The sequence below is a fragment of the Streptomyces sp. MGP-P1 genome (assembly GCF_057766565.1).
The window spans coordinates 829,840-854,843 of sequence record NZ_JBYMEM010000007.1 but is presented as its reverse complement, the minus strand read 5'-3'; the positions used below and the strand labels follow the sequence as shown (position 1 = coordinate 854,843).

Genomic DNA, 25,004 nt, shown 5'->3' with positions numbered 1-25,004 from the left:
GGACGAGCGACGTCTCGTACGAACAGGGGGCCATCCATGACCGACAACAGTCACGAGAACGTGCCGAGCAGGCAGCGCCGGCGATTCCCCGGGATCTCCTCCCGGGCCTACGAGCACCCCGCCGACCGCTCGGCCCTGGTGGCCCTGCGCAAGCTGACCGGCTTCGACACCGTGTTCAAGGCGCTCAGCGGGCTGCTCCCGGAGCGCAGCCTGCGGCTGCTCTTCCTCTCCGACTCCGTCCGGGTGAGCGACGCGCAGTTCGCCCACCTCAACGACATGCTGCGGGACGCGTGTTACATCCTGGACCTGGAGAAGGTCCCGCCGATGTACGTGAAGCAGGACCCGCAGCCCAACGCCATGTGCATCGGGCTGGACGAGCCGATCATCGTGGTCACCACCGGCCTGGTCGAGCTGCTCGACGAGGAGGAGATGCGGGCGGTGGTGGGCCACGAGGTGGGCCACGCGCTCTCCGGTCACTCGGTGTACCGGACGATACTGCTCTTCCTGACCAACCTGGCCGTGAAGGTCGCCTGGATCCCGCTGGGCAATGTGGCGATCATGGCGATAGTGACTGCGCTGCGCGAGTGGTTCCGCAAGTCGGAGCTGTCCGCGGACCGGGCCGGGCTGCTGGTCGGCCAGGACATAACGGCCTCCATGCGCGGTCTGATGAAGATCGCGGGCGGCAATCACCTCCACGAGATGAACGTGGACGCCTTCCTCGCCCAGGCCGACGAGTACGAGAAGGGCGGCGACCTCCGGGACTCCGTCCTCAAGATCCTCAATGTGCTGCCCCGCACGCACCCGTTCACCACCGTGCGGGCCGCCGAGCTGAAGAAGTGGTCGGAGACCCGCGACTTCCAGCGGATCATGGACGGCCACTACCCGCGGCGCGACGAGGACAAGGACACCTCGGTGACCGACTCGTTCCGGGAGTCCGCCTCGCACTACGCGGACACGGTGCGCACCAGCAAGGACCCGCTGATGAAGCTCGTGGGCGACATCGCCGGCGGGGCGGGAGACCTGGGCGGCAAGCTGCGTGACCGGTTCACCGGTACCGGAAGCGCGAAGGGCGGGGCACAGGGCCCGTCCGGCGGTTCCGCTACGGACGGGGACGGGACGGCCGGTCAGCCGCCCGAGGCCCCTGAGGAGGGGAGCCCGGGGACGTCGTCGGGGCCGTCGGGGAGCTGACCCGTCGTCGGGGCCGTCGGGGAGCTGACGGCCTCCAGGGTCCCGCACAGCGCCGCCGTGGGCCGGCCCGTGGCGTACGGGTCGGTGGCGGCGGGCCCGCGGGCGTCCGCCCGTTCCCCGGCGAGGAGCGGGCGGAGCATCCCGGTCGCGTCGGCCGAGCAGGACTGCGGCCCGGCCTGGACATGGGCGGTGAGCACCTCCAGGCGGTGCAGTCGCAGGTCCTCCCGGTCGAAGCGGAAGCGCAGCTCGCGCCGCACGGTGAACAGGGAGGCGTCGTCGTCCCGGTGGGGCCCGTCCGCCGGGCGCAGGGCGTAGGTGAACGTGTGGTCCGAGACGACACCGAGGACGCCAGGGGCCTCCTCCTCGTAGCCGAGGGTCCCCTCGACCCGGATCCGCGGGTCCGCGAGCTCCACCTGCTCCGGGTCGAAGCGCACCAGCCAGCCGGTGGCGGCGTGGCTCCCGGCGTCCGCCGGGCTGCTCAGGCTCTGTTCGAACTGGGCGCGCTGGTCCGGGTCGAGGAGGTGCTCGACGGGCCGGCGTACGGAGCCGGTGAGGACGTCGGGGTTCAGGGACGACTCCACCAGGTAGTCCTTGACCGTGGCGAGGGCGGCGGTGATCTGGCTGTCGGAGAAGTTCTGCGTGCGCTGCACGGTGGGGAAGTTGATGCCGTCGGCGCCCGTGCGGAATCCGGAGACCGGCTCGGCCCCGTACAGCCACTCGGGTGATCCACCCGGTACGGCCCCCCGGGGGGCCAGGGGGACGACGGTGGTCCGCAGGGGTTCAGCCCGCCGGGAGGCCGGCTGGGGGTACGGGCTCCGGAATCCCACGTAGACGGCCACCGCGAAGGCCAGGGCGATGAGGACGACCAGGGCTACGGCGGCCCGGGAGCCGCCGTCGATGCGGACGACCTGCGTGTCGGGCAGCGCCCGGACGGCGCGGGCGTGCTCGCCCATACGTTCCTGCGCCGAGTACTCCTGCATCCGCGCAGCCCGGACGAACGATTCGTCGAAGACGAGCGAGCGGTACTCGTCCTCGCCGCCCGCGGGATTCTCGGGCGCACCGTCCGGTGGTTCTGAGCGGCCTGTCATGACTTCTCTCCCCATCTCCACACCGGTCGGTTCGGTGCGCAACGGTCTGCTTTCGGCCGAGTGGCCTCCGCAGCGAGAAGCCCCCCTGGGAACGAGGGGTCACATCTTGAGGGTAGGTCGATAGCGGCCCGCGTAAACGCGGAGACGGCCGGGAAGTGCGGAAGCGCCTGGGGCGGCCGTCGGCGATCGGGTGACGGAGGGGGCGGGTTCAGGGCAGCCGGGGCTCGGCGGAGACCGTGGGGCGGGAGTAGTCCGCGGAGGCCGACGGGGCGGCCCCGGGCTTGTCCACGCCGCTGGTGACGGGCGGCGGCACCTGGTCCTGTCGGTTGTTCGAGCCGCCCCGGTAGGCCGCGGTCAAGGCGAGGGAGACCATGCCGACGCCCATCACCAGGGCGAGCAGCCAGGCGACCGGGCGGTGCCAGCGGGCGGAGTTGCGGTAGGGGCGCAGGGAGCCGCCGTGGCGGCCGTAGGGCCCCGGGGCGCAGACGTCGTCCCCGATGCCGTGGTCGGGGTCGTAGTCGAGGTCCTGGGGGTCGTGATAGCCCCGGGGGCCGCCGTTGCGGTCGTACGCGTCGTCGTCCGCGCGGCGGCTCCGACGGGCGCGGGCGGCGTCGGCCTCGGCACGGGCCTCGGCGGCGGCGAGCAGGCGCTCCACGGCGGTGGGCTCATGGACGGGCGCCGACCGGACGAAGTCCTCGTCGAACACCACGGAGGCGAAGTCCTCGTCCGCGCCCCCGCGGTCGTCGTCGGGCTCCCAGCCGTCAGGAAACGGCTTGCCCCCCACGTCGTCCGGCACGGTTTCAGGGTAGCTGGGCCGGGACCTTTTGGGCAGGGACCCCGTGAACTCCCCCGGATCGGCACGGGGAACACGCGGTCGGCCCCTTGCGCCCAAGGACGGAAGGGGCCGACCGGAGGGGCCTGAAGGCCCTCGTCGAACTCCCGTCCGCCCTGGGGCGACGACGGGAGTTCGACGACAGGGCCTAGCGGGTGTGCCCGTCCCCCGTGACGATGTACTTCGTCGAGGTCAGCTCGGGCAGGCCCATCGGACCGCGGGCGTGCAGCTTCTGCGTGGAGATGCCGATCTCGGCGCCGAAGCCGAACTGCCCGCCGTCCGTGAAGCGGGTGGAGGCGTTTACCGCGACCGTCGTCGAATCGACCAACTGGGTGAACCGGCGGGCGGCGGCCTGCGAGGTGGTGACGATCGCCTCGGTGTGGCCGGAGGACCAGAGCCGGATGTGGGCGACCGCGGCGTCCAGGGAGTCGACGACCGCCGCCGCGATGTCGTAGGAGAGGTATTCGGTCTCCCAGTCCTCCGTCGTCGCCGGCACCACCGTGGCCTTGGATCCCTCGGCGCGGGCGAGGACGTGCTCGTCGCCGTGGACGGTGACCCCGGCCTCGGCCAGCGCGTCCAGGGCGAGCGGCAGGAAGGCGTCCGCCACGTCCTTGTGGACGAGGAGGGTCTCGGCCGCGTTGCAGACGCTGGGGCGCTGGGCCTTGGAGTTGATCAGGATGTCGACCGCCATGGCCAGGTCCGTCTGCGCGTCGACGTAGACGTGGCAGTTGCCGGTGCCCGTCTCGATGACGGGCACGGTGGACTCCTCGACGACCGTGCGGATCAGCGAGGCGCCGCCGCGCGGGATGAGGACGTCGACGAGACCGCGGGCCCGCATCAGTTCCGTCACGGAGTCACGGCTCTCGCCCGGGACGAGCTGCACCGCGTCGGCCGGCAGGCCGGAGCCGCCGACCGCGTCGCGCAGGACCCGGACGAGGGCGGTGTTGGAGGCGTAGGCCGAGGAGGAGCCGCGCAGCAGGACCGCGTTGCCGGACTTCAGGCAGAGGGCGGCCGCGTCGACGGTGACGTTGGGCCGGGCCTCGTAGATGATGCCGACCACGCCGAGCGGGACCCGCACCTGCCGGAGGTCGATGCCGTTGGGCAGGGTCGAGCCGCGCACCACCTCACCGACCGGGTCGGGGAGGGCCGCGACGTCCCGTACGTCGGCGGCGATGGCGCGGATCCGTTCCGGGGTGAGGGTGAGGCGGTCGATGATGCCTTCGCTCGTCCCGGCCCCGCGGGCGCGCTCGACGTCCTTCGCGTTGGCCTCGACGATCTCGCTCGTGCGCACTTCGAGGGCGTCGGCGATGGCCAGCAGCGCGTCGTCCTTGGCCGCGCGCGGAAGTGGCGCGATGTCGGCGGCGGCGGCGCGGGCCCGGTAGGCGGTCTGCGCGACCGGGGAGAGGTTGTCGTAGGGCGAGAGCGTGGTCATGCCCGCAGAGTAATGCGCACTCTGCGGGCATCCGTCACGTATCCCGTGATGCGAGACGCCCGACCCGAGGTGCGGACGTCGCCGGATCGCGGTCAGTAGGGGTGCACGCCCACGGGGGCCGCGGGCGGCGGACCGTAGCCCTCGGCGATCCGCAGGTGGTAGGTCTCGCGGTCGATGACTTCCAGGCCGACGATCTCCCAGGGCGGGAGCTGGGCGCTGGAGCGGTGCTCGCCCCACAGCCGCAGCGCGACCGCGGCCGCGTCGTGCAGATCGCGGGCCTCTTCCCAGTAGCGGATCTCCGCGTGGTCGCTCGCGTAGCGGCTGGTCAGCAGAAAGGGGTGGTCGTGCGCGAGCTGTTCCAGGCCGCGTCTGACCTCCCCCAGCGGAGTCTCGGCGCCCGACACGCTGAGCGTGATGTGCCAGAGCTTGGACTGCGGGGACTCCTCCTTCGCCGTCGTGACCGGCTCCCGTTCGACGGTGTCCGCCGGGGCTGGATTCCGGTCGAAATCCGCCCCCGCTCCGACACTCGTCAGGGCGCGGTTGGCCGTGCCTCGGGCGGCGCGCCCGGGCGCGCTCGTCTCACCGGCGGCCTCCTGTGATGTGTTGCTGTGCGGTACCCCTGTTCCCCCACTACAAAGTGGACCAGTCCACAGGCGGGCATGGGGTGGTTTTGGGGAAGGTCCCCGCTGGATGGCGGGACTTTCAGCCGTTTCAGGGGGTGAGGCGCGGCGCGAGGAGGACCAGATCGTCCCTGTGTACGACCTCGCGCTCGTAGGCGGGCCCCAGTTCGCGGGCGAGGTCCCGGGTGGAGCGGCCGAGCAGCTGGGGGATCTCCTTCGCGTCGAAGTTGACGAGTCCGCGGGCGACCGGGGTGCCGTGCGGGTCGCGCAGCTCGACCGGGTCGCCGGCGCTGAACTCGCCCTCGACGGCGGAGATTCCGGCGGGCAGCAGGGAGGTGCGCCGCTCCACCACGGCCCGTACGGCGCCGTCGTCGAGGGTGAGCGCGCCCTGGGGGGTGGAGGCGTGGGCCAGCCACAGGAGCCGGTCGGCGGAGCGGCGTCCGGTGGGGTGGAAGTACGTGCCGGTGTCGCGGCCCGCGAGCGCGTCGGCGACGCGGCTGGCGGAGGTGAGGACGACGGGAATGCCGGCGGCGGTCGCGATGCGGGCGGCCTCGACCTTGGTGACCATGCCGCCGGTTCCGACGCCCGCGTTCCCGGCGCTGCCGATGGTGACGCCGGTCAGGTCGTCGGGGCCGGTGACCTCGGCGATCCGGGAGGCGCCGGGAGTGCCGGGCGGTCCGTCGTGGAGGCCGTCCACGTCGGAGAGCAGGACGAGCAGGTCGGCGTGGACGAGGTGGGCGACGAGGGCGGCGAGCCGGTCGTTGTCGCCGAAGCGGATCTCGTCGGTGGCGACGGTGTCGTTCTCGTTGACGACGGGGACGGCGCCCATCTCCAGGAGCTTGTCCAGGGTGCTGTAGGCGTTGCGGTAGTGGCCTCGGCGGCTGGTGTCGTCGGCGGTGAGGAGCACCTGGCCGACGCGGACGCCGTAGCGCGCGAACGAGGCGGTGTAGCGGGCCACGAGGAGGCCTTGGCCGACGCTGGCGGCGGCCTGCTGGCGGGCCAGGTCCTTGGGCCTGCGGACGAGGCCGAGCGGGGCGAGTCCGGCGGCGATGGCTCCGCTGGAGACGAGGACGACCTCGCGTTCGCCGCCGTCCCTGACCTTGGCCAGGACGTCGACGAGGGCGTCGACCCGGTCGGCGTCGAGGCCGCCGGACGCGGTGGTGAGCGAGGAGGAGCCGACCTTGACGACGACCCTGCGGGCGCCGGTCACTGCCGGCTCGCGGCCCGACGGCCTCTGCTCTGCCACGTGCTTCCTCGCTCTGGATCGCCCCGGTGTCCGACGCGGGGCCCGCTGTGCCGCCCCGGCACAGCACAGTACGCGAGCGGCCGCCCCCGCCGCCTGCCCGTTCCGCTCGGTGGACGCCGAAGGACGGCGGGTGAACGGGGTGCGGGCGGGCGGCGGGGGCGGCCTCGGTGGGCTCAGCTCTGCTGCTCGTCCTTGACGGCGAGCATCCGGTCCACGACCCGGGCGGCGGCGCGGCCGTCGGAGGGCTCGCAGAAGTCGACCCGGAACTGGGCGTACTTCTCCTTGTACTCCTCGCTCACCTCGTCGATGTTGCGGATCGCGGAGACGAGGTCCTCGGAGGTCTTGATCAGCGGCCCGGGAGCTCGGGAGGTGAAGTCGAAGTAGAAGCCGCGCAGGGTGTCGCGGTAGTGCTCCAGGTCGTACGTGAAGAAGAGCATCGGCCGCCCGGAGTGCGCGAAGTCGAACAGCACCGAGGAGTAGTCCGTGATCAGCACGTCGGCGATCAGGTAGAGGTCGGCGATGTCCGGGTAGTACGTGACGTCGTAGACGAAGCCCTGTCCGGCGCCGGGGATGGAGTCGAGGACCTTGTGGTGCTTGCGGTAGAGCAGCACGTGGTCGTCGCCGAGCTCGCGCTTGGCGGCCTCGACGTCGATCTGGTTGTCCAGCTTGAAGCGGCGTCCGCCGTAGCGCTGGTCGTCGCGCCAGGTGGGCGCGTACAGGACGACCTTCTTGCCCGCGGGGATGCCGAGCTTCTCCCGTACCGCCGCGGCGCGCTTGACGCGGTCGGGGGCGTGGAAGACGTCGTTGCGCGGGTAGCCCGCTTCCAGGACCTCGCACTGGAGGCGGAAGGAGTTGGTCATGATCGGGGTGGTGAAGGCGTTCGGCGTGATGAACAGGCTGTACTGGCGCGAGCGCTGCGGGAGGCTCGCGATGTAGGCCAGGTTCGCCTTCGGGGTGCCGAGCAGGTCGGCGCCGATGCGCTTGAGCGGGGTGCCGTGCCAGGTCTGGACGACGACCTGGCCCTCACGGCGGACGAACCACTCGCGGATGCCGCCGTTGGTGACGACATACCGGCTGCGGGCCAGTGCCTCGTACCACTCCTTGCTGCCCCACTCGACGCCGCGGACGCCGGCCGGCAGGACGACCTGCTGGTCGTGGACCATGGCGATGTGCTCGACCTCGGTGCCGCGGCGCTTGAGCTCCTCGTAGACCGCGCGGGGCGAGTCGGAGAACTGCTTGCCGCCGAAGCTGTTGTAGAGCACGGCCTCGCGCAGCGGCAGTTCGCGCTGCTCGGGGGTGTAGACGTCGCGCATCAGCCGCTGGCGGTAGGCGCCGCGCAGCTCCGGGTCGAGGACCGGCCCGGACTCCACGAAGATCCGGTCGAAGTCGAGCCGCTCGACGGTGTACGTGCGGTGCTCGCCGCGGTGGGTCAGCGGCAGCGTGTTCACGAGGTCGGGGCGGATCGTGACGGGGAGGTCGCGGGTGTGGTCCCACTCGGTGCGCAGGCGCAGGCGCGGCATCCAGCGGCCGGCGCGCAGCGACACGGTGCCCTCGTAGGTGGGCATGGTGTCCGGACGCAGGCGGGCGGTGAAGCGGCCGTCGGCGAACTCGACGGGCAGCGGGCGGTCCTCGTTGCGGCCGGTGTGGCGCAGGACCATCTTCATCTGCTCGGCGGGGCCGGTGTAGACGCCGGAGAGGACCAGCTCGCCGTCCGTGCTCCACTCGACGCTGTCGACGAGGGGCTGGACCGTGCGGACCTGGGGGGTGAAGTTCCCGGCGCCGTCGGTGAGGATCGCGAACTCGCGTCCCTCGGGCAGCGGGTGGACTCCGGTGACGGACTGCGCGCCGTTGGTGGCGCGGCGGGTGGTGCCGTCGGCGAAGACGATCTGGGCGCGGTACTTGACGGACTTGCCGGGGTGTACGTCGTCGACGGGGAGGTCCGCGAAGTCGAGGCGGGCGGTGTGGCGGAGCCAGCCGTCGGCGCCGGTCTCGCCCTGCTGGAGCGGGAGGTCGGTGGCGAAACCGCTCGGCTCGTGGTCGATGCGCAGGGCGGTGGGGTACTTGCCCGCGGGGGTGGTGACGCGGGAGCGCAGGGTGACGGTGAGGGTCTCGCCGTCGGCTTCCTGGGCGATGATCTCGGCGGGGACGACGTCCACGGAGAGTTTGAGCCGGTTGCGGTCGAAGCCGACGACGAGGCGGACGCCGTCGTCCAGGACCCGGGTGTAGCTGTGGCCGGATGCGCCCGCGTTGTTCTTGGTGATGCTGCCCACGGACATGCCGCCGGGGCGCGGGATGCCGATGCCCAGGCGCCAGGTGCCGGGCTGCCACTGGCCGCGTACGCGCAGTCGGGACGGGTCGATGCCGAGCTCGAAGCCGGACCAGTCGTAGGTGTGCAGGGCGCCCTTGGCCTCGGCGGTGGCGCGGGGTTCCAGGGTGGTGCGCATCCGCAGCGGGAGGGTGGAGCGGCTGCCCTGGCGGCGGAGCACGGCGACGCGCAGTGAGCGCTTGCCGGTGGCCGAGGGGACGTTGGGGATGTAGGCGTAGCCCTTGACGAGGAGCTTGCCGTCCTCCCAGCCGAGATCGAGGAGCTTGCCGCGTACGGGAAGTTCGCTGCGGTTGAAGTTGCGCACCGAGGAGGGGAGCGAGGAGCTCTCGACGCCGGGCAGCTCGATGCGGGCGCGCCGCAGGCCGCGGACGGAGAAGGCTCCCGGGTTCTCGCGCTCGTAGTGCAGCAGGTCCACCAGCTCGTCACCGCGGCCGCTGGCCGCCAGGTGCCACTTGACCCGGGCCATCGGGGAGAACTGTCGTACGACCTTCGGGGCCGCACGGGCCAGGAAGTCCTTGGCCGCTCGGTGGAATTCGGGGCGCTCCTCGACCGGAGTCTCCGGGAAGTACTTCATGAGCCGGCTGAGCTCGTCGGGGATCGCTTCGAGGGACGCCACGGGTGGAGGGCCTTTCCGGGGGGACGTGCAGATGATGAACCCCAGGAAGACGGGGCGTTAATGAGACGGCTCCAACGGTCTCATGGTTGCCCCACAGTATGACGTGACACCTCTCACAGGACGAACCGCCCCGGTCGTCACCGGGGCGGGAGAGGGGGGCTGTACTCCCCCGGCCGCGCCCGGTCAGATGCGGCGGGCGCGGGGGGTGCGCACGGCGCTGAGCAGCACCCGGCGGGCCTTGCGGACCACGCGCCGGGGGAAGGAGAGGCGGGGCTTGTCCCGCAGCGCCTCGATCCGCCGTCCGCCGACCCATTCCGTGATGGTGACCTCGTAGGCCCGGTCGGGGAGGACGGAGCTCTCCCCGAAGTGCGGGTAGGCGAGGTGGAGACGGGGAGGGTTCCCCCGGCGGACGATCTCGGGCTCCTCCTCGGCGCGCAGGAAGGCGGCGACGTCCAGGAGCAGGTCGAGCCGGCCCTCGGCGAGGCACATCAGCCGCAGCCGTTCGTTCACCTTGAGGTTGCGGCCGAGCTCCGGGGTCCAGTACGCCTTCATCAGCGGAGCGGCGAGCGCCATCTTCCGCTCGCGGACCTCGGGCTTCTGCTTCAGCAGCCCGGGGCCGAACTGGGGCAGCAGCGTGATGACGAAGGGCCGCACCATGAGGACGTCGCGCCGGGGGCCGGGGGGCACGTACTGGGCGATGAGCCCCATGAGCGCGCGGGCCGAGTCGAAGCGGCGTTTGTAGCTGCCCTTCTTGGTCATCTGGTTGCGGTCCTCGCGGCCCACCAGGTAGTAGCAGGTGTAGTCGGCGACCACGGAGATCCCGTTGCCGCGGATGTACGCCTCCATCGTGAACAGGGCGTCCTCACCCGTCTTCAGCTTCTCGTCGAAGGTCATTCCGAGGCGTACGAGGAGGTCGCGCCGGAACAGCTTCTGCGCGCTCAACGTGAATTTGACGTTGGAGGAATACAGGTCGGCCCGCTCGACGGTCTCTTTCCACATCGATTTCGCGGCACCGCGATTGACGCCGACGATCTTCCCGAGCACCACGTCCGTGCCCGCCCGGTCTCCCATGGCGACCATGCGCTCCAGGGCTTCCTCGCCGAAATAGTCGTCCGCGTCGAGAAAGAAGACGTACCGGCCGCGGGCGAGGGAGAGGCCCCGATTGCGCGGGCCGCTGGGTCCCCCGGAATTCGCCTGCCGGACGACTCTCATGGGAATCGCGGTCCTGGCGGCGAACTCCTCCAGGCAGGCGCCGGTGCCGTCGGTGGAGCCGTCGTCGATCGCGACGATCTCCATGCGGTCCGCGCCGATGGTCTGCGCCTCGACGGACTCCAGGCACCGGACCAGGTAGGGCATCGCGTCATAAGCTCCGATGATCACACTGACATCGGGCTCGTCGTTCTTCCTGGGCATGTCGGCCATGTGCACCTGTCGATTTGATCACGAAGGAAGGCAGTTCGCCCGACTCTGCACCTTTTGCGCATCCGCATACCGGACGACCCGTACACCCCTCCCTCAAGGAGAGACGTACGGGCCGCGATCGGGGTTCCTTACTTTTCAGCCAGTTCGATCAGCTGTGCGGTGCTCGGCCGTACGGCGTTCAGCGCACGGACGAGGACCCCTCGGCGAGGGCCGTCCGAGCCTCGGGCGCCTCGGCCTCCGGTGCGTCCGGGTCCGCCGTGGCGTCGGCCTCGGCCACCGCCTGCGGATCCCCGGCCCCGACGCCGCTGGTGACGGACTCCTCGTCCAGCACCGCCACGGCCTGGTCGCCGAGGCGCTGGGCGACGCCCAGGTTACGGGCCTCGGCCTTGGCTGCCAGCGCCGAGACGGCGGCGTTGAACTGCTCCATGGAGGTCGGCTCGTCCGGCCCCAGGAGGTAGGTCTTCAGCTCGCGGCGGGCGTCCGCCAGCGTGTCCGCCGTCGGGTCGGCCACCGCGGCCAGCAGCGCGTCGAGCTCCTCGGCGCCGTTGGACAGGATGACCGCGGCGCGCACCGCGGTGTTCTGCCGCTTGAACTCTTCGGCCCCGAGCGCGGCGGAGTCGGTGACCGCGTACGGCTTGCCGCTCGCGATGAAGTCGGAGACCACACTGGAAATGTCCGAAACCATGGCGTCGGACTCGTTGAAGCAGTCGTACAGCTTGGGCTGTGCGCCGGTCACCGTACGGTGCTCCCACCAGCCGAAGGAGCGCCAGTAGGCGTCGTTCCACTCGGCCCGCAGCCGGGCGGTCTCCGCCTCGCGGGCGGGGTCGGCGAGTGAGATCCGCGACTCCTCCGCTTCGTCGCCGCCCGAGTGGCCCGGGGCCGAGAGCTGCGCGAGCCGCGCCTCGATCCGGGCCAGCTCGGCCTTGGCGGCGCTCTGCCCGGCGGCGGCCGACGACGCCTCCTTCGCCCAACGGGGCTCGGCGGCGCGCTCGGCGGCGGCCTTCTCCAGCATCGCCCGGATCCGGAAGTCGACGGCCTTGGCCTTGCCGCTGCGGATACCGGTGAAGGGGTGCGGCTTGTAGATGATCCGGACCGGGTCGGCGGCGTTCAGCAGCCGACGCACGATGTTCTCGCCCGCCAGCAGCAGGGAAGTGTTGCCCGGGTTGTCGTCCCAGCCCTCCCAGGTGGGCGCGTACAGCACGGTCGGGATGGGGTTCTTGACGGCGCCCGTCCAGCTCCTGATGGGCTCCAGCTGCGGGCGGCCGACCTCGACGATGTCCTGGTCGAGAACGCCGACGTCGGCCAGCGCGTAGCGGTCGCGGCCCGCCCGGCCCGCGGTCCAGACCTCGTCGTAGACCTTGGAGTACGGGTTGACGCTGGCGAGCTTGTCGCTGTCCCCGTGCCCGATGAAGACGTGCTTCATCGTCGGGACCCGCAGGATGTGGATGTTCTTGCCGACGTTGGCGGGATACAGGCAGACCCGGACGGTCGAGAGGTCCAGGTTCATCAGGTGGGTGCCCGCAGGGATGCAGAGAACCGGGACGGAGGTCTCGGCCAGCTGCGGGACGAGGCCACGCTCCCGCATGATGATCAGCGGCCGGCCCTCGACCCGGGCCATGGTCTCCAGCCACATGTTGCCCTGGTAGGCGGACTCGTTGGAGCCGGAGAAGTAGAGCACCACGCTCGGCTGGTAGTCGCGCAGCCAGCCGTCGACGGCCTTGAGCACGGCGGGGGCCGGAGGCGCCAGCCGGCCGCGGCGCATGTACGGGAACAGCAGCGCGAGGTAGACCAGGGCCAGCAGCAGCGTCAGGCCGATGCCCGCGTAGCCGATGACGTCCTCACCGGTACCGGCGGCGATCAGGATGCCCGCCACGGCCGGGATGTCGAGGTGCAGCATCTTCTCGGCGGAGCGCCGCAGCAGCACGCCGGGCGGGGCGTCGGGGATGCGGACCGCGTGCAGGTCCACGTTGCGGGTGACGACCGGCATGGTGCGGCGGAGCCGGATCAGGGTCGTCAGGGCGCCGTGCGGCGCCTGGAGCCCGTAGAAGAGCAGGAAACAGGCCACCGCCGAGTAGAACAGCGGCGACTCGGCGAGATCCAGCCGGGCCAGCAGCAGGATGACCATGAGCTGCCGCAGCAGGAAGCGGATCGACAGCCCGGCGCGCACCTTGCCCAGGCGGTTGACCAGATAGCTCCCCTTCTGGTGCAGGTACCAGTCGGTGGCATACGTGACAGCGGTGGCCGCCGCGAAGAACCAGATGTGGGGAATGAGCGCGGCAAGCATGACGCAGGGATATCCCAGCCCCATCAACAACGCTGCCGCCAGTTCCGACCTGCTGCCCACACGGGCCAGGCGAATGGCTGTCGAGATCACGAAGAACCTGCTCCAGGGGGTGCCGGTTGATTCACGTATTGGCGGAAATGTGAAGGTGCGGCTTCACGCATTCGGGCCTCTGCCGTCGCGCAAAGCGACAACAGAGGCCCGGAAAAGCACATTTGTCAAGAATTATTACACATCTGCTTGACGGTCCAGCACGGAGGCCAGGGCCTGCTCGAAACCGGAGGACTCGGCGGCTCCCGCCGTCGGGTCCTGCTGCCGTACGTCGATGACGTGGCCGGTCAGGGCGGAGAGCAGAACGTCCAGCGAGGTGCGGGCCACCGCCTCCGAGGAGAGCAGCGAGCCCTCGGGCTCCTGGCCGAACGCCTTGGTGCGCATCGGGGTCGCGGTGCGCTCCGGGTTCACGCAGTTGACCCGGATGCCCTCGCCCGCCCACTCGTCCGCGAGCGCCTGGGTGAGGTTGACCATGGCGGCCTTGGTGGAGGAGTAGAGGCTGTACTCGGCGCGGCCCCGGGTGTAGCTGCTGGAGGTGTAGAGCAGCAACTGGCCCTGGGTCTCGGCCAGGTACTTGTACGAGGCGCGGGCGATCTGGACGGGCGCCAGGTAGTTGACGTTCAGGGCTTCCTGGATCGTCGTGTTGTCCGTCTCGGCCAGCTTGCCGATCCGCAGCACGCCCGCGGTGTTGATGACGTAGTCGACCCGCCCGGTCTCGGCGTACGCCTTGGAGAGCGCGTCGTCCACGTGCTCCGGGTTCTCCACGTGCGTACCGGTGGTGGAGCGGCCCAGCGCGTAGACCTTCGCGCCGTAGCCCTCCGCGAGGGAGGCGATGTCGGCGCCGATGCCGTACGAACCGCCGAAGACGACCAAGGTCTTGCCGGTGAGGAGCTCGCGGTAGGCGGCCTCGTCGGCCTGGCGGGGGGCGGCGGTGGAGGCCAGCTGGAAGAGCTTGTCGGTGATGAAGACGTCGACCGGCTGGGTCACCTTCATGTTGTACTCGTCGCCCGCGACCACGTAGATCGGCACGTCGGGGAGGTACTTGAGGACCACCGAACAGTCGTCGGTGGCCTGGAAGTTGGGGTCGCCCGCCGCGACCTCGTACGCCCTGCGGATCGTGGAGAGCTTGAAGGCCTGCGGCGTCTGGCCGCGGCGCAGCCGGGAGCGGTCGGGCACCTCGGTGATGAACTCGCCGTCCTCACCGTGCGTGCGGGTGACGATGATCGTGTCCGCGGACGGGATGGCGACGTCGACGGCCTGGTAACGGTCCAGCGCGTCGACGCAGTCCGTGATCACTCGCTGTGACAGCAGGGGGCGTACCGCGTCATGGAAGAGGACGTTGCGGTCCTCGCCCTCGGCGAGACCCTCGCCGAGGGCCGCGATGGCACGCTCGGTGGTCTCGTTGCGGGTGTTGCCGCCCTCGATGATCCGGGTGACCTTGGTCAGTCCGGCCTTCGCGACGATCTTCTCGACGTCGGGCACGAAACCGGGCGCCATCAGCACGATGACGTCGTCGATGCCCTCGGCATTCTCGAAGATGGTCAGCGTGTGCTCGATGACGGCCTTGCCGGCGATCTTCAGCAGCTGCTTGGGGATCGACAGGCCCACGCGCTGGCCGGTCCCACCGGCGAGCACGACCGCTGTGGTCCGGGGCTTGGCTTCATGCGGCACAGACACAGACGACCTACCTTGCTATGACGGGGGAACAGTGTGATGGTCGCACTCTCCGTGACCGTCTCGCAAGGTGGACGTCGTCCGCCGATCGTCCTGCGGATACCCGCAGTTCACCCTCTGGCCAGGGAGGTTGGGCGCTTCGGGGCGGTCGCACGGGGTGACCGACCCCACAGATGTGTTGCTCAATCCGCACATCCGTGGCGCGTGCACCCGGCGTGACCGGCGAAAACCACCGGCGCCCGGCCCCGAGGCTACCGGACGGCCCGCCTCCGAGGAGACGGGCCGTCGGCCGTGACCAGGGGCAGCTCCCGGTCGGACACTCTTTAGAAGGGGTCGAACTCGTCGTATTCCTTCTCCGCGTCGTCACGCTCGGAGTCGCGGTCCCGGCGACGCTGCGCGGCGGGGCGCGGCTCCTCCAGGCGGTGGTCCTCGCCGCGGCGGCCGAGCATCTCGGCGCCGGCGGTCACGGTCGGCTCCCAGTCGAAGACGACCGCGTTCTCCTCGGGGCCGATCGCGACGCCGTCGCCGGCGCGGGCGCCCGCCTTCATCAGGGCGGCCTCGACGCCGAGGCGGTTGAGGCGGTCGGCGAGGTAACCGACGGCCTCGTCGTTGTTGAAGTCGGTCTGGCGCACCCAGCGCTCGGGCTTCTCGCCGCGCACACGGTAGATGCCCTCGTCGTCCAGGGCGACGGTGAAGCCAGCGTCGTCGACGGCCTTGGGACGGATGACGATGCGGGTCGTCTCCTCCTTCGGCTTGGTGGCGCGCGCCTCGGCGATGATCCCGGCGAGCGCGAAGGAGAGCTCCTTGAGTCCCTTGTGCGCGATCGCGGAGACCTCGAAGACGCGGTAGCCGCGGGCCTCCAGGTCGGGGCGGATCATGTCGGCGAGGTCCTGGCCGTCCGGGATGTCGACCTTGTTGAGGGCGACGATGCGGGGCCGGTTCTCCAGGCCGCCGTAGAGCCGCAGCTCCTCCTCGATCATGTCGAGGTCGGAGACGGGGTCGCGGTCGGACTCCAGCGTCGCGGTGTCCAGGACGTGCACGAGCACCGAGCAGCGCTCGACGTGCCGCAGGAACTCCAGGCCGAGGCCCTTGCCCTGGCTGGCGCCGGGGATGAGCCCGGGGACGTCCGCGATGGTGTAGACGGTCGAGCCGGCGGTGACGACGCCGAGGTTCGGCACGAGAGTGGTGAACGGGTAGTCCGCGATCTTCGGCTTGGCCGCGGAGAGCACCGAGATCAGCGAGGACTTGCCCGCGCTCGGGTAGCCCACGAGGGCCACGTCGGCGACGGTCTTGAGCTCCAGGACGATGTCCCGGCTCTCCCCCGGCTCGCCGAGCAGCGCGAAGCCCGGGGCCTTGCGGCGTGCCGAGGCCAGCGCCGCGTTGCCGAGGCCGCCGCGGCCGCCCTGACCGGCCACGAAGGTGGTGCCCTGGCCGACGAGGTCGGCGAGCACGTTCCCGGCCTTGTCGAGGACCACGGTGCCGTCGGGGACGGGCAGGACCATGTCCTGGCCGTCCTTGCCGGAGCGGTTGTCGCCGGCGCCGGGCTGACCGTTGGTGGCCTTGCGGTGGGGGCTGTGGTGGTAGTCGAGCAGCGTGGTCACGGACTGCTCGACGACGAGGATCACATCGCCGCCGCGTCCGCCGTTGCCCCCGTCGGGGCCTCCCAGCGGCTTGAACTTCTCACGGTGGACGGAGGCGCAGCCGTGGCCTCCGTTACCCGCGGCGGCATGCAGCTCGACGCGGTCCACGAAGGTGGTCATGGTTGGTGCCTCCAGGTACAGCGGAAAAAAGCGGGATTGTCTCTGTCGTAACACGCCGAGGGCGGACCCGCTTCCCCGTTCGCCGGGAAAGCTGAGATCCGCCCTCGGAAGGTGCTGTGTGTCGTTCTGCGCGCGCTGAGAAGGATCAGACGGCGAGCGGAACGATGTTCACGACCTTGCGGCCACGGTGCGTACCGAACTCCACCGCACCGGCGGCCAGCGCGAACAGCGTGTCGTCGCCGCCACGGCCGACGCCCGTGCCCGGGTGGAAGTGGGTGCCGCGCTGGCGGACCAGGATCTCACCGGCGTTGACGGCCTGACCGCCGAAGCGCTTCACGCCGAGCCGCTGAGCATTGGAATCGCGCCCGTTCCGAGTGGAAGATGCGCCCTTCTTGTGTGCCATGTGTTCTCAGTCCCTTACTTCGCAGCCGCGGGGATACCGGTGACCTTGATCGCCGTGTACTGCTGACGGTGACCCTGGCGACGGCGATAGCCGGTCTTGTTCTTGTAGCGAAGGATGTCGATCTTCGCGCCCTTGTGGTGGTCCACGATCTCGGCCGTCACCTTGATGCCGTCCAGCACCCACGGGTCGCTGGTGACCGCGTCACCGTCGACAACGAGCAGGGTCGAGAGCTCGACCGTGTCGCCAACCTTGGCAGTGGAAATCTTGTCAACCTCAACGATGTCGCCGACAGCTACCTTGTGCTGGCGACCACCGCTGCGCACGATGGCGTACACGCGGATCTCTCTCTCGCTCGGAACGGATCCCCTGATGCCAGCCGCTCGCACGGGCCGGAGCCCGGGACGATCCGGAAGGATGAGCGGCCTCTCCTGGCGGACGGCGCGAACACCGACCGTTACCGGGAGGGATGTGCTCAGGGGTAGGTGCGTCAAGTAAACACACCGAGGGTCAAGGTTACGGGGCGGGGGTGTGGGGGTCAAACCGCCCTCCTGGGCGGTCCACGAGAGCTTCCGGCACGGGCACCCTCGTGGGCGCCCCAGCCCGCTCTCGACCGGCGACGCTCGCCACGCAAGATCGTGGGCTCCAGGGGTATTGATCACGAACGTTTTCAACGCCGACCGCGCGTGGCCGGCGACGGCCTCCGGCGTGGTGGAGGTGTCGAACTCTTCACCACACGGAGGTCTTCATGCCCCACCGTCATGCCCGGCTGACCGTTCACGGCAGGCGGCTGCTGGTCGACGGTTCCGCACGGGCCGCAGGGCCCACTCGGCCGAATTCCTGCGATCACCACCGCGGACACACCGCGCTCGCAGGCGAACCACCCGCCAGCCGCGTCCCCAAAGTGTTTGGACAGCCCTTAGTCCAGCCAGCCCCGGCGTACCGCGCCCACTCCCGCCTCGAACCGGCTGCGCGCGCCGAGACGCTCCATGAGTCCCGTCGCCACGCGGCGGGCGGTCCGGTGCGAGACGCCCAGACGTTTGGCGATGGCCTCGTCCGTGAAACCGTCGGCCAGCAGCCTGAGGGCCGTCGCCTCCGTGTCGGTCAATCCGCTCTCGCCTTTCCTCTCGGTCTCACCAAACGGCTTGGCCGTCTCCCAGAGGGATTCGAAAAGGGCGCACAGGGCCGTCAGCGTGCCCTGGCCGGTGAGTATCACCGCGCCGGCGGCGGTGTCATCGCTGTTGACCGGGATCACCGCAGTGCTGCGGTCCGTGATGATCAGGCGAATGGGCAGGGTGGGGGCGGTACGGGCTTGCCGACCCAGACCACTCAGCCATTCGGCATAGGCCACGGTGTGCGGACTGTTGCGGACGCTGTCGAGATAGACGGTACGCATACGGACTCCCCGTTCCAGCAGGGACTGGTCGAGCGGCTTGGCGGCTTCCAGGTTGTCCGGCGACTGCTCCCTGTCCGGGGCCAGGATCATGACCTCGTCCTTCACCTCCCGCTGCAGCAGGTCAAGCCGCTCCCGGATGCGGTCCAGGCCGACCACATGCTCCACGCCGGGTTCGACGACCGACGGGCGCAGATCGGCGTATTCGGCGATCAGTTGCGCGGCGGCTGCCCGGGAGGCCTCGATACGGTGCTGCTGAGCGGCGAGCTCGGCTTGCTGACGGGTGAGCAGGATCTCCATACCGACGTCTGGGCTGACCGCCCGAAGCCTGCCGCGCTCCTCGTACGAAGGCCGCACGAGGGCCAGTTCACTCAGACGGTCGAGGCCGCGGCGCACTTCCTCCTCGGTCATTTCCAAGCGCTCGCAGAGATCGGTGACCCCGTCGTCCGGGTGCGACAGCAAGGCGCGATATACGGCTTCCACCCGTCTCTCCATGCCCAGCAAAGTCAGCACGTACTCCCCCATAAAGCGACCTTCCCGTGAAGCGATCTTCACGATAATCGCACGTAGATCCGTCCCGATGGGGAGCAGGAAGAGGGTTGGCCTATTTCGTCCATGTCCCCAATGGGCCAGCAGTCAGAGCAGCCTGCTTCGCGGGCTGGTTGCAACCTCAGTGGCATGTATCTCATTCACGCCCAGCTGAAAGCGCCGCCCGGTGGCCGCCTGCCTTCCGACGCAGGTCGGCGCGCCCTCGCCCTCACGCGGCCCGGTGAACGGATAGAACACGTCACCGCTCATCCGAATGCCGAACCGGACCCGATCATCGGGATCTTCGCGGTGGCGGAGTCCCTGCTCGCGGCCGAGGCCCTGGCTGCGGAGTTGTGCCATCGACTGCTGGACACCCATGGGGAGCTGGCCGGTTGGGAGCTGCGCAGGGCGGAGGCACCCTTGCTGGCCCCATTGGGACATGGCCCTTTGGGGCCGTCGGAGACCTCTTCCCACCCCTCCGACCTGCCGGGAGAGTAGTTCTCGCCGGAAGGGACAGCGACCGGTGAACACGACAGACCGGCCCCACGTCACCGCGGGACACAGGGCCTGAACCATCCACCGAGCCCGTCTCCGCCGAAGGGTCAGCCGCCATGAGAACCATCCGTACCGCCAGGGCCGCCGCGATCACCGTCCTTGCCGCGGGATCACTGCTCCACTGCCTTGGAGTGGCTGCCGGAATCATCACCTCCGGAAACCAGAACCCCGGTCGGCAGAGCGTCGCCGCGGCCGACCTCCCCAGCAACGACTTCGGCTGGCAGTAGCCACCCACGCGCTCAACGGCTGAGCCCACTGGCTACCGCACCCCGCCGGGCAGGCGCCGGGTCAGACCCGCCCCCTCCCCTCGGCTCTCCACGCTTCGACGCCTCCGCACGGGACGTTCGCATTCCTGCAGGCGGTCACTCCCGGCTCCACCACTTGAGCATCCAACAAGGAGCAATAGTCATGCCCGCGACAATCTCTGCGCGCAGCGCTGTCCTCACCGTGGCCCTTGCCAGCGCCACCGTTCTCGGCGCCCTCGCCCTTCCCCCCGTGGCGACGGCCGCCCCCGCAGCCGCCGCCACCGCGAGCACCGCCACCCAGGACGTCGAGAGACCTCAGGGCAAGGTGGGGCCGCTGAAGGCTGATTCCCCTCTCAGCGGCTTCTCGTCGTCCCCCTCGGCCGCGGCGGCTCCGATCACTCGTAGCGCGGTCATAGCCCGTGCGAAGACCTGGGTCGACGCGAAAGTGCCGTACAGCATGAACGACTACCGGGGCGGTTATCGCACCGACTGCTCGGGCCTGATCTCCATGGCCTGGAACCTCGGCACCAACGCCTGGACCGGCAACCTCGATACCTACGCCACCCGCATTTCCAAGAGTGATCTGAAGAAGGGCGACATGCTCCTCTTCCACAACCCCTCCAACCCCACGAGTGGCTCCCACGTCGTCCTGTTCGAGCGCTGGGCCAACTCCTCGCAAACCTCGTACGTCGGTATCGAGCAGACCCCGCCGCACGCCGTGCGGCGCACGATCCCGTACTCCTACTTCAACAACTCCGGTTCCTACCTGCCGTACCGCTACAAGAACATCGTCGAGGACGTCACCGCCACACGTGATCACGATTACACCGGTGACCTGAAGGACGATCTGCTGGGCGTCGACTCCACCGGCACCCTCCGGCTGTACTCCGGCGACGGCACCTCCGGAGTGAACTTCACCCGCGAGGTCGGCGGCGGCTGGACCGGCATGGACAAGGTCGCCGCCGCAGACTTCAACAGCGACGGGGACGGCGACCTCGTCGCGACGAAGCGAACCACCGGCGAACTCTTCCTCTACATCGGCGACGGCGACGGCGGATTCAAGTCCACCGACGAGATCGGCCACGGCTGGACCGGGATCGAGCAGCTCGCCGCCGGCGACTTCACCGGCGACGGCAAGGCCGACATCGTGGCCGTCAACAAGTCCGACGCCACGCTCAACCTCTACACCGGCAACGGCAACGGCGTGGCACACACCAAGCAGATCGGCAGCGGCTGGTCCCAGATGACCAACCTGGCAGCCGGCGACTTCAACGGCGACAACCGCGCCGACCTCATCGCCACCCGCGAAGACACCGGAACCCTGCTCCTCTACCCCGGCACCTCCGGCGGCAACATCGGCAACGGCATCGAAATCGGCTCCAGCTTCCACCTGATGAGCCACCTCACGCTGACCGACATCAACAGCGACGGACGCGCAGACATCGTCGCCACCCACCGCAACACCGGCGGCCTCTACCTCTACACAAGCAAGAGCAACAGCCTCGGCGCCGGCACCGAGATCGGCCACGGCTGGAACACCTTCAAACACCTCATCTGAGGCCATCGGCCGGACACAGCCCGGAGGGGCCTGCGCACGTGAGGGCGGGCTCCTCCTTTCGCGTCTCAACGACACCCCATCACTCGAAACGGAAGTGCGTCTTGCCTCGCTCCGCTCTCGCCCGCCGCCACCGCCCGGCATTCGCAGCCGTGATCGCCGCCGCCCTCGCTGTTCCCCTGCTGATGGCCCAGCACGCCACAGCAGCATCCATAGCCACCTGGGACAAAGTCGCGCAGTGCGAGAGTGGAGGGAACTGGTCCATAAACACGGGAAACGGCTACTACGGGGGCCTGCAGTTCTCAGCGAGCACCTGGGCCGGATACGGCGGCCGCGTGTACGCGTCCAACGCCCACCTGGCGTCCAAGAAGCAGCAAATCCTGATAGCCGAAAAGGTCTTGGCCGGACAAGGCGCCGGCGCTTGGCCACACTGCGGGGCAGTGGCCGGCCTGGCCGGCGACAAAGCCGATCCTTACCCGCCCATCGAAGTGCACCGTGATCACGATTACACCGGTGACCTGAAGGACGATCTGCTGGGCGTCGACTCCACCGGCACCCTCCGGCTGTACTCCGGCGACGGCACCTCCGGAGTGAACTTCACCCGCGAGGTCGGCGGCGGCTGGACCGGCATGGACAAGGTGGCCGCCGCAGACTTCAACGGCGACGGAGACGGCGACCTCGTCGCGACGAAGCGAACCACCGGCGAACTCTTCCTCTACATCGGCGACGGCGACGGCGGATTCAAGTCCACCGACGAGATCGGCCACGGCTGGACCGGGATCGAGCAGCTCGCCGCCGGCGACTTCACCGGCGACGGCAAGGCCGACATCGTGGCCGTCAACAAGTCCGACGCCACGCTCAACCTCTACACCGGCAACGGCAACGGCGTGGCACACACCAAGCAGATCGGCAGCGGCTGGTCCCAGATGACCAACCTGGCAGCCGGCGACTTCAACGGCGACAACCGCGCCGACCTCATCGCCACCCGCGAAGACACCGGAACCCTGCTCCTCTACCCCGGCACCTCCGGCGGCAACATCGGCAACGGCATCGAAATCGGCTCCAGCTTCCACCTGATGAGCCACCTCACGCTGACCGACATCAACAGCGACGGACGCGCAGACATCGTCGCCACCCACCGCAACACCGGCGGCCTCTACCTCTACACAAGCAAGAGCAACAGCCTCGGCGCCGGCACCGAGATCGGCCACGGCTGGAACACCTTCAAACACCTCATCTGAGACCACCACCACAACGATCCGGGCCATTCCACCCAGCACACGGGCCGGATGGGGTGGCCGGCATCGGCTCCCGGCGGCCGTGGCCCCATACCGGGCCGCGAGGCGTCCGCTCCGGAGACCGTATGCTTTCCGGCGAAACCGCCTTCTGGAAGGTAGCCGTACGTGAACTACAGGGTCCAGCCCACCGCCCAGGTCGACGAGACCGCCGAGATCGGGGCCGGCTCCAGCGTCTGGGAGCTGGCGCAGATCCGCGAGGGAGCGAAGCTCGGCGAGGGCTGCGTCGTCGGGCGGGGTGCCTACGTCGGTACCGGCGTCCGCATCGGCAACAACGTCAAGCTGCAGAACTACGCCCTCGTCTACGAGCCCGCCGAGCTCGGCGACGGCGTATTCGTCGGCCCGGCTGTGGTCCTCACCAACGACCACAACCCGCGCTCGGTCGACCCGGACGGCAAGCAGAAGCGCGGCGGCGACTGGGAGGCGGTCGGCGTGAAGGTCGCCGAGGGCGCGTCGCTCGGCGCCCGCTCGGTCTGTGTCGCGCCGATGCGGATCGGCCGGTGGGCCATGGTCGCGGCGGGCGCCGTGGTGACCAAGGACGTTCCGGACTTCGCTCTGGTCGTCGGCGTACCTGCCCGGCAGATCGGCTGGGTGGGCCGCAGTGGGGTACGCCTGGTGGAGCGCGAGGGTGAGCCGGGGGTGTGGCAGTGCCCACAGAGTGAGGCGCTGTACGAGGAGAAGGACGGGGTCCTCGGGGAGCGCCCAGCCTGAGCCCACCGGGCCGCAGGGAAGGTGCCAGGCCGGGTGACCGGTTCCGGCCGGACCGCAGCCTTCGCGGTCTGACGGGCCATGCCCGACGGGTCGCGCACCCGGCCGAAGCATCAGTGAGTCGCTGACGAACATGACGATGCGTGCTGGTGCAGCAGTCGGGTAACCAGGTGCCGATCCTCGGGATCTCCGCGTAGCCGCTGAACACCGCGCTGTTCGTCAGCGGCATCGCGATGTACCGCACGGTGTACGGAACGCTGGGTGCCTGGCCGACCCTGCTGCTCACCGTCGCGGCGATGGTCCTGGCGGCCTGCACCTGGTCGAGCGGCCGTCCCAGCGGTGGCTGCGGGCCAGGCTTGCGCGGGAGGAGCGGGACCGGGCGGGCCGCGGCACTCAGGAGAGTCCGCCGGCGCCCGGCCGAACGGATCGCTGACACTCGACTCACAACGGCACCGAGCCCCCGACCGGACGACGGCGGGGGCTCGGTGCTGTGCGGCGGTGTCAGCCGCCGATGACCACGCGGCGCACGCCGGCCCACTTCGTCGGGTCCGTCGTGCGGCGGCCGTCGACCAGGACGCGGACGTCCGGCAGATCGGCGGCGGACAGCTCGCGGTACTCGGCGTGGTCGGCCTGGAGGATCGCGGCGGTGACGGCCTGGTGGCCGTCGTGCGGGACGAGGCCGAGGGCGGTCAGCTCCTCGGGGGTGTACATCGGGTCCGAGACGAACGGCACCGCGCCGCGCGCCTTGAGTGCCTCCACGACGCCGAAGACACCGGAGAACGCCGTCTCCTTGACACCGCCGCGGTAGGCCGCGCCCAGCACCAGGACCCCGACGCCGTCCAGGTCGCCGTAGGCGGCGGCCAGCAGGTCGACGGCGTACGCGGGCATCGCGGCGTTGGCCTCGCGGGCCGAGCGCACGACGGTCGCCTCCGGGTCGTTCCACAGGTACATCCGCGGGTAGATCGGGATGCAGTGGCCGCCGACGGCGATGCCGGGCTGGTGGATGTGGCTGTAGGGCTGGCTGTTGCAGGCCTCGATGACCTTCTTGACGTCGATGCCGTTCTGGCCGGCGAACCGGGCGAACTGGTTGGCCAGACCGATGTTGACGTCGCGGTAGGTGGTCTCGGCGAGCTTCGCCAGCTCGGAGGCCTCCGCCGTGCCGAGGTCCCAGACGCCGTTGGGGCGGGGCAGGTCCTCGCGCTCGTCGAAGTCGAGGACGGCCTCGTAGAAGGCGACGCCGCGCTCGGCGGACGCCTCGTCGACGCCGCCGACGAGCTTGGGGTAGCGGCGCAGGTCGGCGAAGACCCGGCCGGTGAGCACCCGCTCCGGGGAGAAGACCAGGTGGAAGTCCTCGCCGGGGGTCAGGCCCGAGCCCTCGGCCAGCATCGGCGCCCAGCGGGTACGGGTGGTGCCGACCGGCAGCGTGGTCTCGTAGCTGACCAGGGTGCCGGGCTTCAGGCCCGCGGCGATGGCCTTGGTGGCGGAGTCCATCCAGCCGAAGTCGGGGGTTCCCTCGGCGTCCACGAAGAGCGGGACGACGACCACGACGGCGTCGGACGCGGCGACCGCTGCCGTGGTGTCCGTGGTGGCGGAGAGCAGGCCGGCACCGACGGTCTCCTTGAGCAGGCGGTCGAGGTCGTGCTCGCCGGGGAACGGCTCGGTGGCCGCGTTGACGAGTTCGACGACCCTCTCGTTGACGTCCGCGCCGATGACCTTGTGGCCCTTGGCGGCGAACTGCACGGCGAGCGGAAGCCCGATCTTGCCGAGCGCGACTACACAGATGTTCATC

Annotated in this window: 21 protein-coding genes; 7 read left to right on the top strand and 14 right to left on the bottom strand. The window is 70.0% G+C overall.

What is annotated here, in order from left to right:
• Positions 1 to 36: 36 nt before the first annotated feature.
• Positions 37 to 1,188 carry a M48 family metallopeptidase gene (locus AC3CH1_RS25395; RefSeq protein WP_488465038.1) on the top strand — a complete coding sequence of 384 codons (1,152 nt, stop codon included), beginning with the start codon at positions 37 to 39 and terminating at the stop codon, positions 1,186 to 1,188.
• Here the strand turns inward: AC3CH1_RS25395 and AC3CH1_RS25390 are convergent.
• The 8 genes from AC3CH1_RS25390 to AC3CH1_RS25355 all read right to left on the bottom strand — a co-directional run bounded on the left by AC3CH1_RS25390 (position 1,125) and on the right by AC3CH1_RS25355 (position 13,054).
• Complete coding sequence (locus AC3CH1_RS25390; protein ID WP_488465037.1) at positions 1,125 to 2,276, bottom strand: SCO2583 family membrane protein; 1,152 nt, start codon at positions 2,274 to 2,276, stop codon at positions 1,125 to 1,127. The genes AC3CH1_RS25395 and AC3CH1_RS25390 overlap by 64 nt on opposite strands.
• A gap of 208 nt (positions 2,277 to 2,484) precedes the next feature.
• Positions 2,485 to 3,072 carry an SCO2584 family spore wall biosynthesis protein gene (locus AC3CH1_RS25385; protein ID WP_488465036.1) on the bottom strand — a complete coding sequence of 196 codons (588 nt, stop codon included), beginning with the start codon at positions 3,070 to 3,072 and terminating at the stop codon, positions 2,485 to 2,487.
• Positions 3,073 to 3,256: 184 nt separating this feature from the next.
• Entirely contained in the window at positions 3,257 to 4,540 is a 1,284-nt protein-coding gene (locus tag AC3CH1_RS25380; RefSeq protein WP_488465035.1) for a glutamate-5-semialdehyde dehydrogenase, read from the bottom strand.
• A gap of 92 nt (positions 4,541 to 4,632) precedes the next feature.
• On the bottom strand, positions 4,633 to 5,232 hold the full coding sequence (locus tag AC3CH1_RS25375) for a hypothetical protein (protein ID WP_488466734.1): 600 nt from the start codon (positions 5,230 to 5,232) through the stop codon (positions 4,633 to 4,635).
• Positions 5,233 to 5,251: 19 nt separating this feature from the next.
• On the bottom strand, positions 5,252 to 6,406 hold the full coding sequence (gene proB, locus AC3CH1_RS25370) for a glutamate 5-kinase (protein ID WP_488465034.1): 1,155 nt from the start codon (positions 6,404 to 6,406) through the stop codon (positions 5,252 to 5,254).
• 173 nt (positions 6,407 to 6,579) lie between these two features.
• The gene (locus tag AC3CH1_RS25365) at positions 6,580 to 9,348 is read right to left on the bottom strand and encodes a CDP-glycerol glycerophosphotransferase family protein (RefSeq protein WP_488465033.1); all 2,769 of its coding nucleotides are present in this window, start codon (positions 9,346 to 9,348) and stop codon (positions 6,580 to 6,582) included.
• Positions 9,349 to 9,531: 183 nt separating this feature from the next.
• Positions 9,532 to 10,770: a glycosyltransferase family 2 protein gene (locus tag AC3CH1_RS25360; RefSeq protein ID WP_488465032.1), complete on the bottom strand. Its 1,239-nt coding sequence runs from the start codon at positions 10,768 to 10,770 to the stop codon at positions 9,532 to 9,534.
• A 178-nt stretch (positions 10,771 to 10,948) separates the two neighbouring features.
• The gene (locus AC3CH1_RS25355) at positions 10,949 to 13,054 is read right to left on the bottom strand and encodes a hypothetical protein (protein WP_488465031.1); all 2,106 of its coding nucleotides are present in this window, start codon (positions 13,052 to 13,054) and stop codon (positions 10,949 to 10,951) included.
• Here AC3CH1_RS25355 and AC3CH1_RS25350 point away from each other — a divergent pair.
• A complete protein-coding gene (locus AC3CH1_RS25350) occupies positions 13,053 to 13,295 on the top strand; it encodes a hypothetical protein (RefSeq protein ID WP_488465030.1) in 243 nt (80 codons plus the stop codon). The genes AC3CH1_RS25355 and AC3CH1_RS25350 overlap by 2 nt on opposite strands.
• Here AC3CH1_RS25350 and AC3CH1_RS25345 read toward each other — a convergent pair.
• The 5 genes from AC3CH1_RS25345 to AC3CH1_RS25325 form a co-directional block, all read right to left on the bottom strand.
• Entirely contained in the window at positions 13,280 to 14,779 is a 1,500-nt protein-coding gene (locus tag AC3CH1_RS25345) for an SDR family NAD(P)-dependent oxidoreductase (protein WP_488465029.1), read from the bottom strand. The genes AC3CH1_RS25350 and AC3CH1_RS25345 overlap by 16 nt on opposite strands.
• A 320-nt stretch (positions 14,780 to 15,099) precedes the next feature.
• On the bottom strand, positions 15,100 to 16,536 hold the full coding sequence (obgE, locus tag AC3CH1_RS25340; RefSeq protein ID WP_488465028.1) for a GTPase ObgE: 1,437 nt from the start codon (positions 16,534 to 16,536) through the stop codon (positions 15,100 to 15,102).
• Positions 16,537 to 16,681: 145 nt separating this feature from the next.
• Positions 16,682 to 16,939 carry a 50S ribosomal protein L27 gene (gene rpmA, locus AC3CH1_RS25335; RefSeq protein ID WP_026291105.1) on the bottom strand — a complete coding sequence of 86 codons (258 nt, stop codon included), beginning with the start codon at positions 16,937 to 16,939 and terminating at the stop codon, positions 16,682 to 16,684.
• Between the two features lie 14 nt (positions 16,940 to 16,953).
• Positions 16,954 to 17,274 (bottom strand): 50S ribosomal protein L21, encoded by a 321-nt coding sequence (gene rplU, locus AC3CH1_RS25330; protein WP_003969204.1) that lies wholly within the window; start codon positions 17,272 to 17,274, stop codon positions 16,954 to 16,956.
• Between the two features lie 581 nt (positions 17,275 to 17,855).
• On the bottom strand, positions 17,856 to 18,842 hold the full coding sequence (locus tag AC3CH1_RS25325; RefSeq protein ID WP_488466733.1) for a LuxR C-terminal-related transcriptional regulator: 987 nt from the start codon (positions 18,840 to 18,842) through the stop codon (positions 17,856 to 17,858).
• 165 nt (positions 18,843 to 19,007) lie between these two features.
• On the opposite strand from AC3CH1_RS25325, the gene AC3CH1_RS25320 reads away from it, so the two are divergent.
• From AC3CH1_RS25320 to AC3CH1_RS25300, 5 genes are all read left to right on the top strand, one after another.
• A complete protein-coding gene (locus tag AC3CH1_RS25320) occupies positions 19,008 to 19,355 on the top strand; it encodes a hypothetical protein (protein WP_488465027.1) in 348 nt (115 codons plus the stop codon).
• 113 nt (positions 19,356 to 19,468) lie between these two features.
• Positions 19,469 to 19,639, top strand: a complete 171-nt coding sequence (locus AC3CH1_RS25315; protein ID WP_488465026.1) for a hypothetical protein — start codon at positions 19,469 to 19,471, stop codon at positions 19,637 to 19,639.
• Positions 19,640 to 19,820: 181 nt separating this feature from the next.
• Positions 19,821 to 21,215 (top strand): C40 family peptidase, encoded by a 1,395-nt coding sequence (locus AC3CH1_RS25310; protein WP_488465025.1) that lies wholly within the window; start codon positions 19,821 to 19,823, stop codon positions 21,213 to 21,215.
• A 101-nt stretch (positions 21,216 to 21,316) separates the two neighbouring features.
• On the top strand, positions 21,317 to 22,453 hold the full coding sequence (locus AC3CH1_RS25305; RefSeq protein WP_488465024.1) for a transglycosylase family protein: 1,137 nt from the start codon (positions 21,317 to 21,319) through the stop codon (positions 22,451 to 22,453).
• Between the two features lie 162 nt (positions 22,454 to 22,615).
• Positions 22,616 to 23,218 carry an acyltransferase gene (locus AC3CH1_RS25300; RefSeq protein WP_488465023.1) on the top strand — a complete coding sequence of 201 codons (603 nt, stop codon included), beginning with the start codon at positions 22,616 to 22,618 and terminating at the stop codon, positions 23,216 to 23,218.
• 498 nt (positions 23,219 to 23,716) lie between these two features.
• Here AC3CH1_RS25300 and AC3CH1_RS25295 read toward each other — a convergent pair whose 3' ends face one another.
• Positions 23,717 to 25,003, bottom strand: a complete 1,287-nt coding sequence (locus tag AC3CH1_RS25295; RefSeq protein WP_488465022.1) for a nucleotide sugar dehydrogenase — start codon at positions 25,001 to 25,003, stop codon at positions 23,717 to 23,719.
• Position 25,004 lies beyond the last annotated feature (1 nt).

Excerpts from the sequence above, each read along its gene's own strand:
- AC3CH1_RS25320 (WP_488465027.1), top strand. The coding sequence starts at position 19,008 with ATGTATCTCATTCACGCCCAGCTGAAAGCGCCGCCCGGTGGCCGCCTG.
- AC3CH1_RS25350 (WP_488465030.1), top strand. The coding sequence starts at position 13,053 with ATGACGCAGGGATATCCCAGCCCCATCAACAACGCTGCCGCCAGTTCC.
- AC3CH1_RS25360 (WP_488465032.1), bottom strand. The coding sequence starts at position 10,770 with ATGGCCGACATGCCCAGGAAGAACGACGAGCCCGATGTCAGTGTGATC.
- AC3CH1_RS25355 (WP_488465031.1), bottom strand. The coding sequence starts at position 13,054 with ATGCTTGCCGCGCTCATTCCCCACATCTGGTTCTTCGCGGCGGCCACC.
- rpmA (WP_026291105.1), bottom strand. The coding sequence starts at position 16,939 with ATGGCACACAAGAAGGGCGCATCTTCCACTCGGAACGGGCGCGATTCC.
- AC3CH1_RS25395 (WP_488465038.1), top strand. The coding sequence starts at position 37 with ATGACCGACAACAGTCACGAGAACGTGCCGAGCAGGCAGCGCCGGCGA.
- AC3CH1_RS25315 (WP_488465026.1), top strand. The coding sequence starts at position 19,469 with ATGAGAACCATCCGTACCGCCAGGGCCGCCGCGATCACCGTCCTTGCC.
- AC3CH1_RS25310 (WP_488465025.1), top strand. The coding sequence starts at position 19,821 with ATGCCCGCGACAATCTCTGCGCGCAGCGCTGTCCTCACCGTGGCCCTT.
- obgE (WP_488465028.1), bottom strand. The coding sequence starts at position 16,536 with ATGACCACCTTCGTGGACCGCGTCGAGCTGCATGCCGCCGCGGGTAAC.
- AC3CH1_RS25380 (WP_488465035.1), bottom strand. The coding sequence starts at position 4,540 with ATGACCACGCTCTCGCCCTACGACAACCTCTCCCCGGTCGCGCAGACC.
- AC3CH1_RS25390 (WP_488465037.1), bottom strand. The coding sequence starts at position 2,276 with ATGACAGGCCGCTCAGAACCACCGGACGGTGCGCCCGAGAATCCCGCG.
- AC3CH1_RS25295 (WP_488465022.1), bottom strand. The coding sequence starts at position 25,003 with ATGAACATCTGTGTAGTCGCGCTCGGCAAGATCGGGCTTCCGCTCGCC.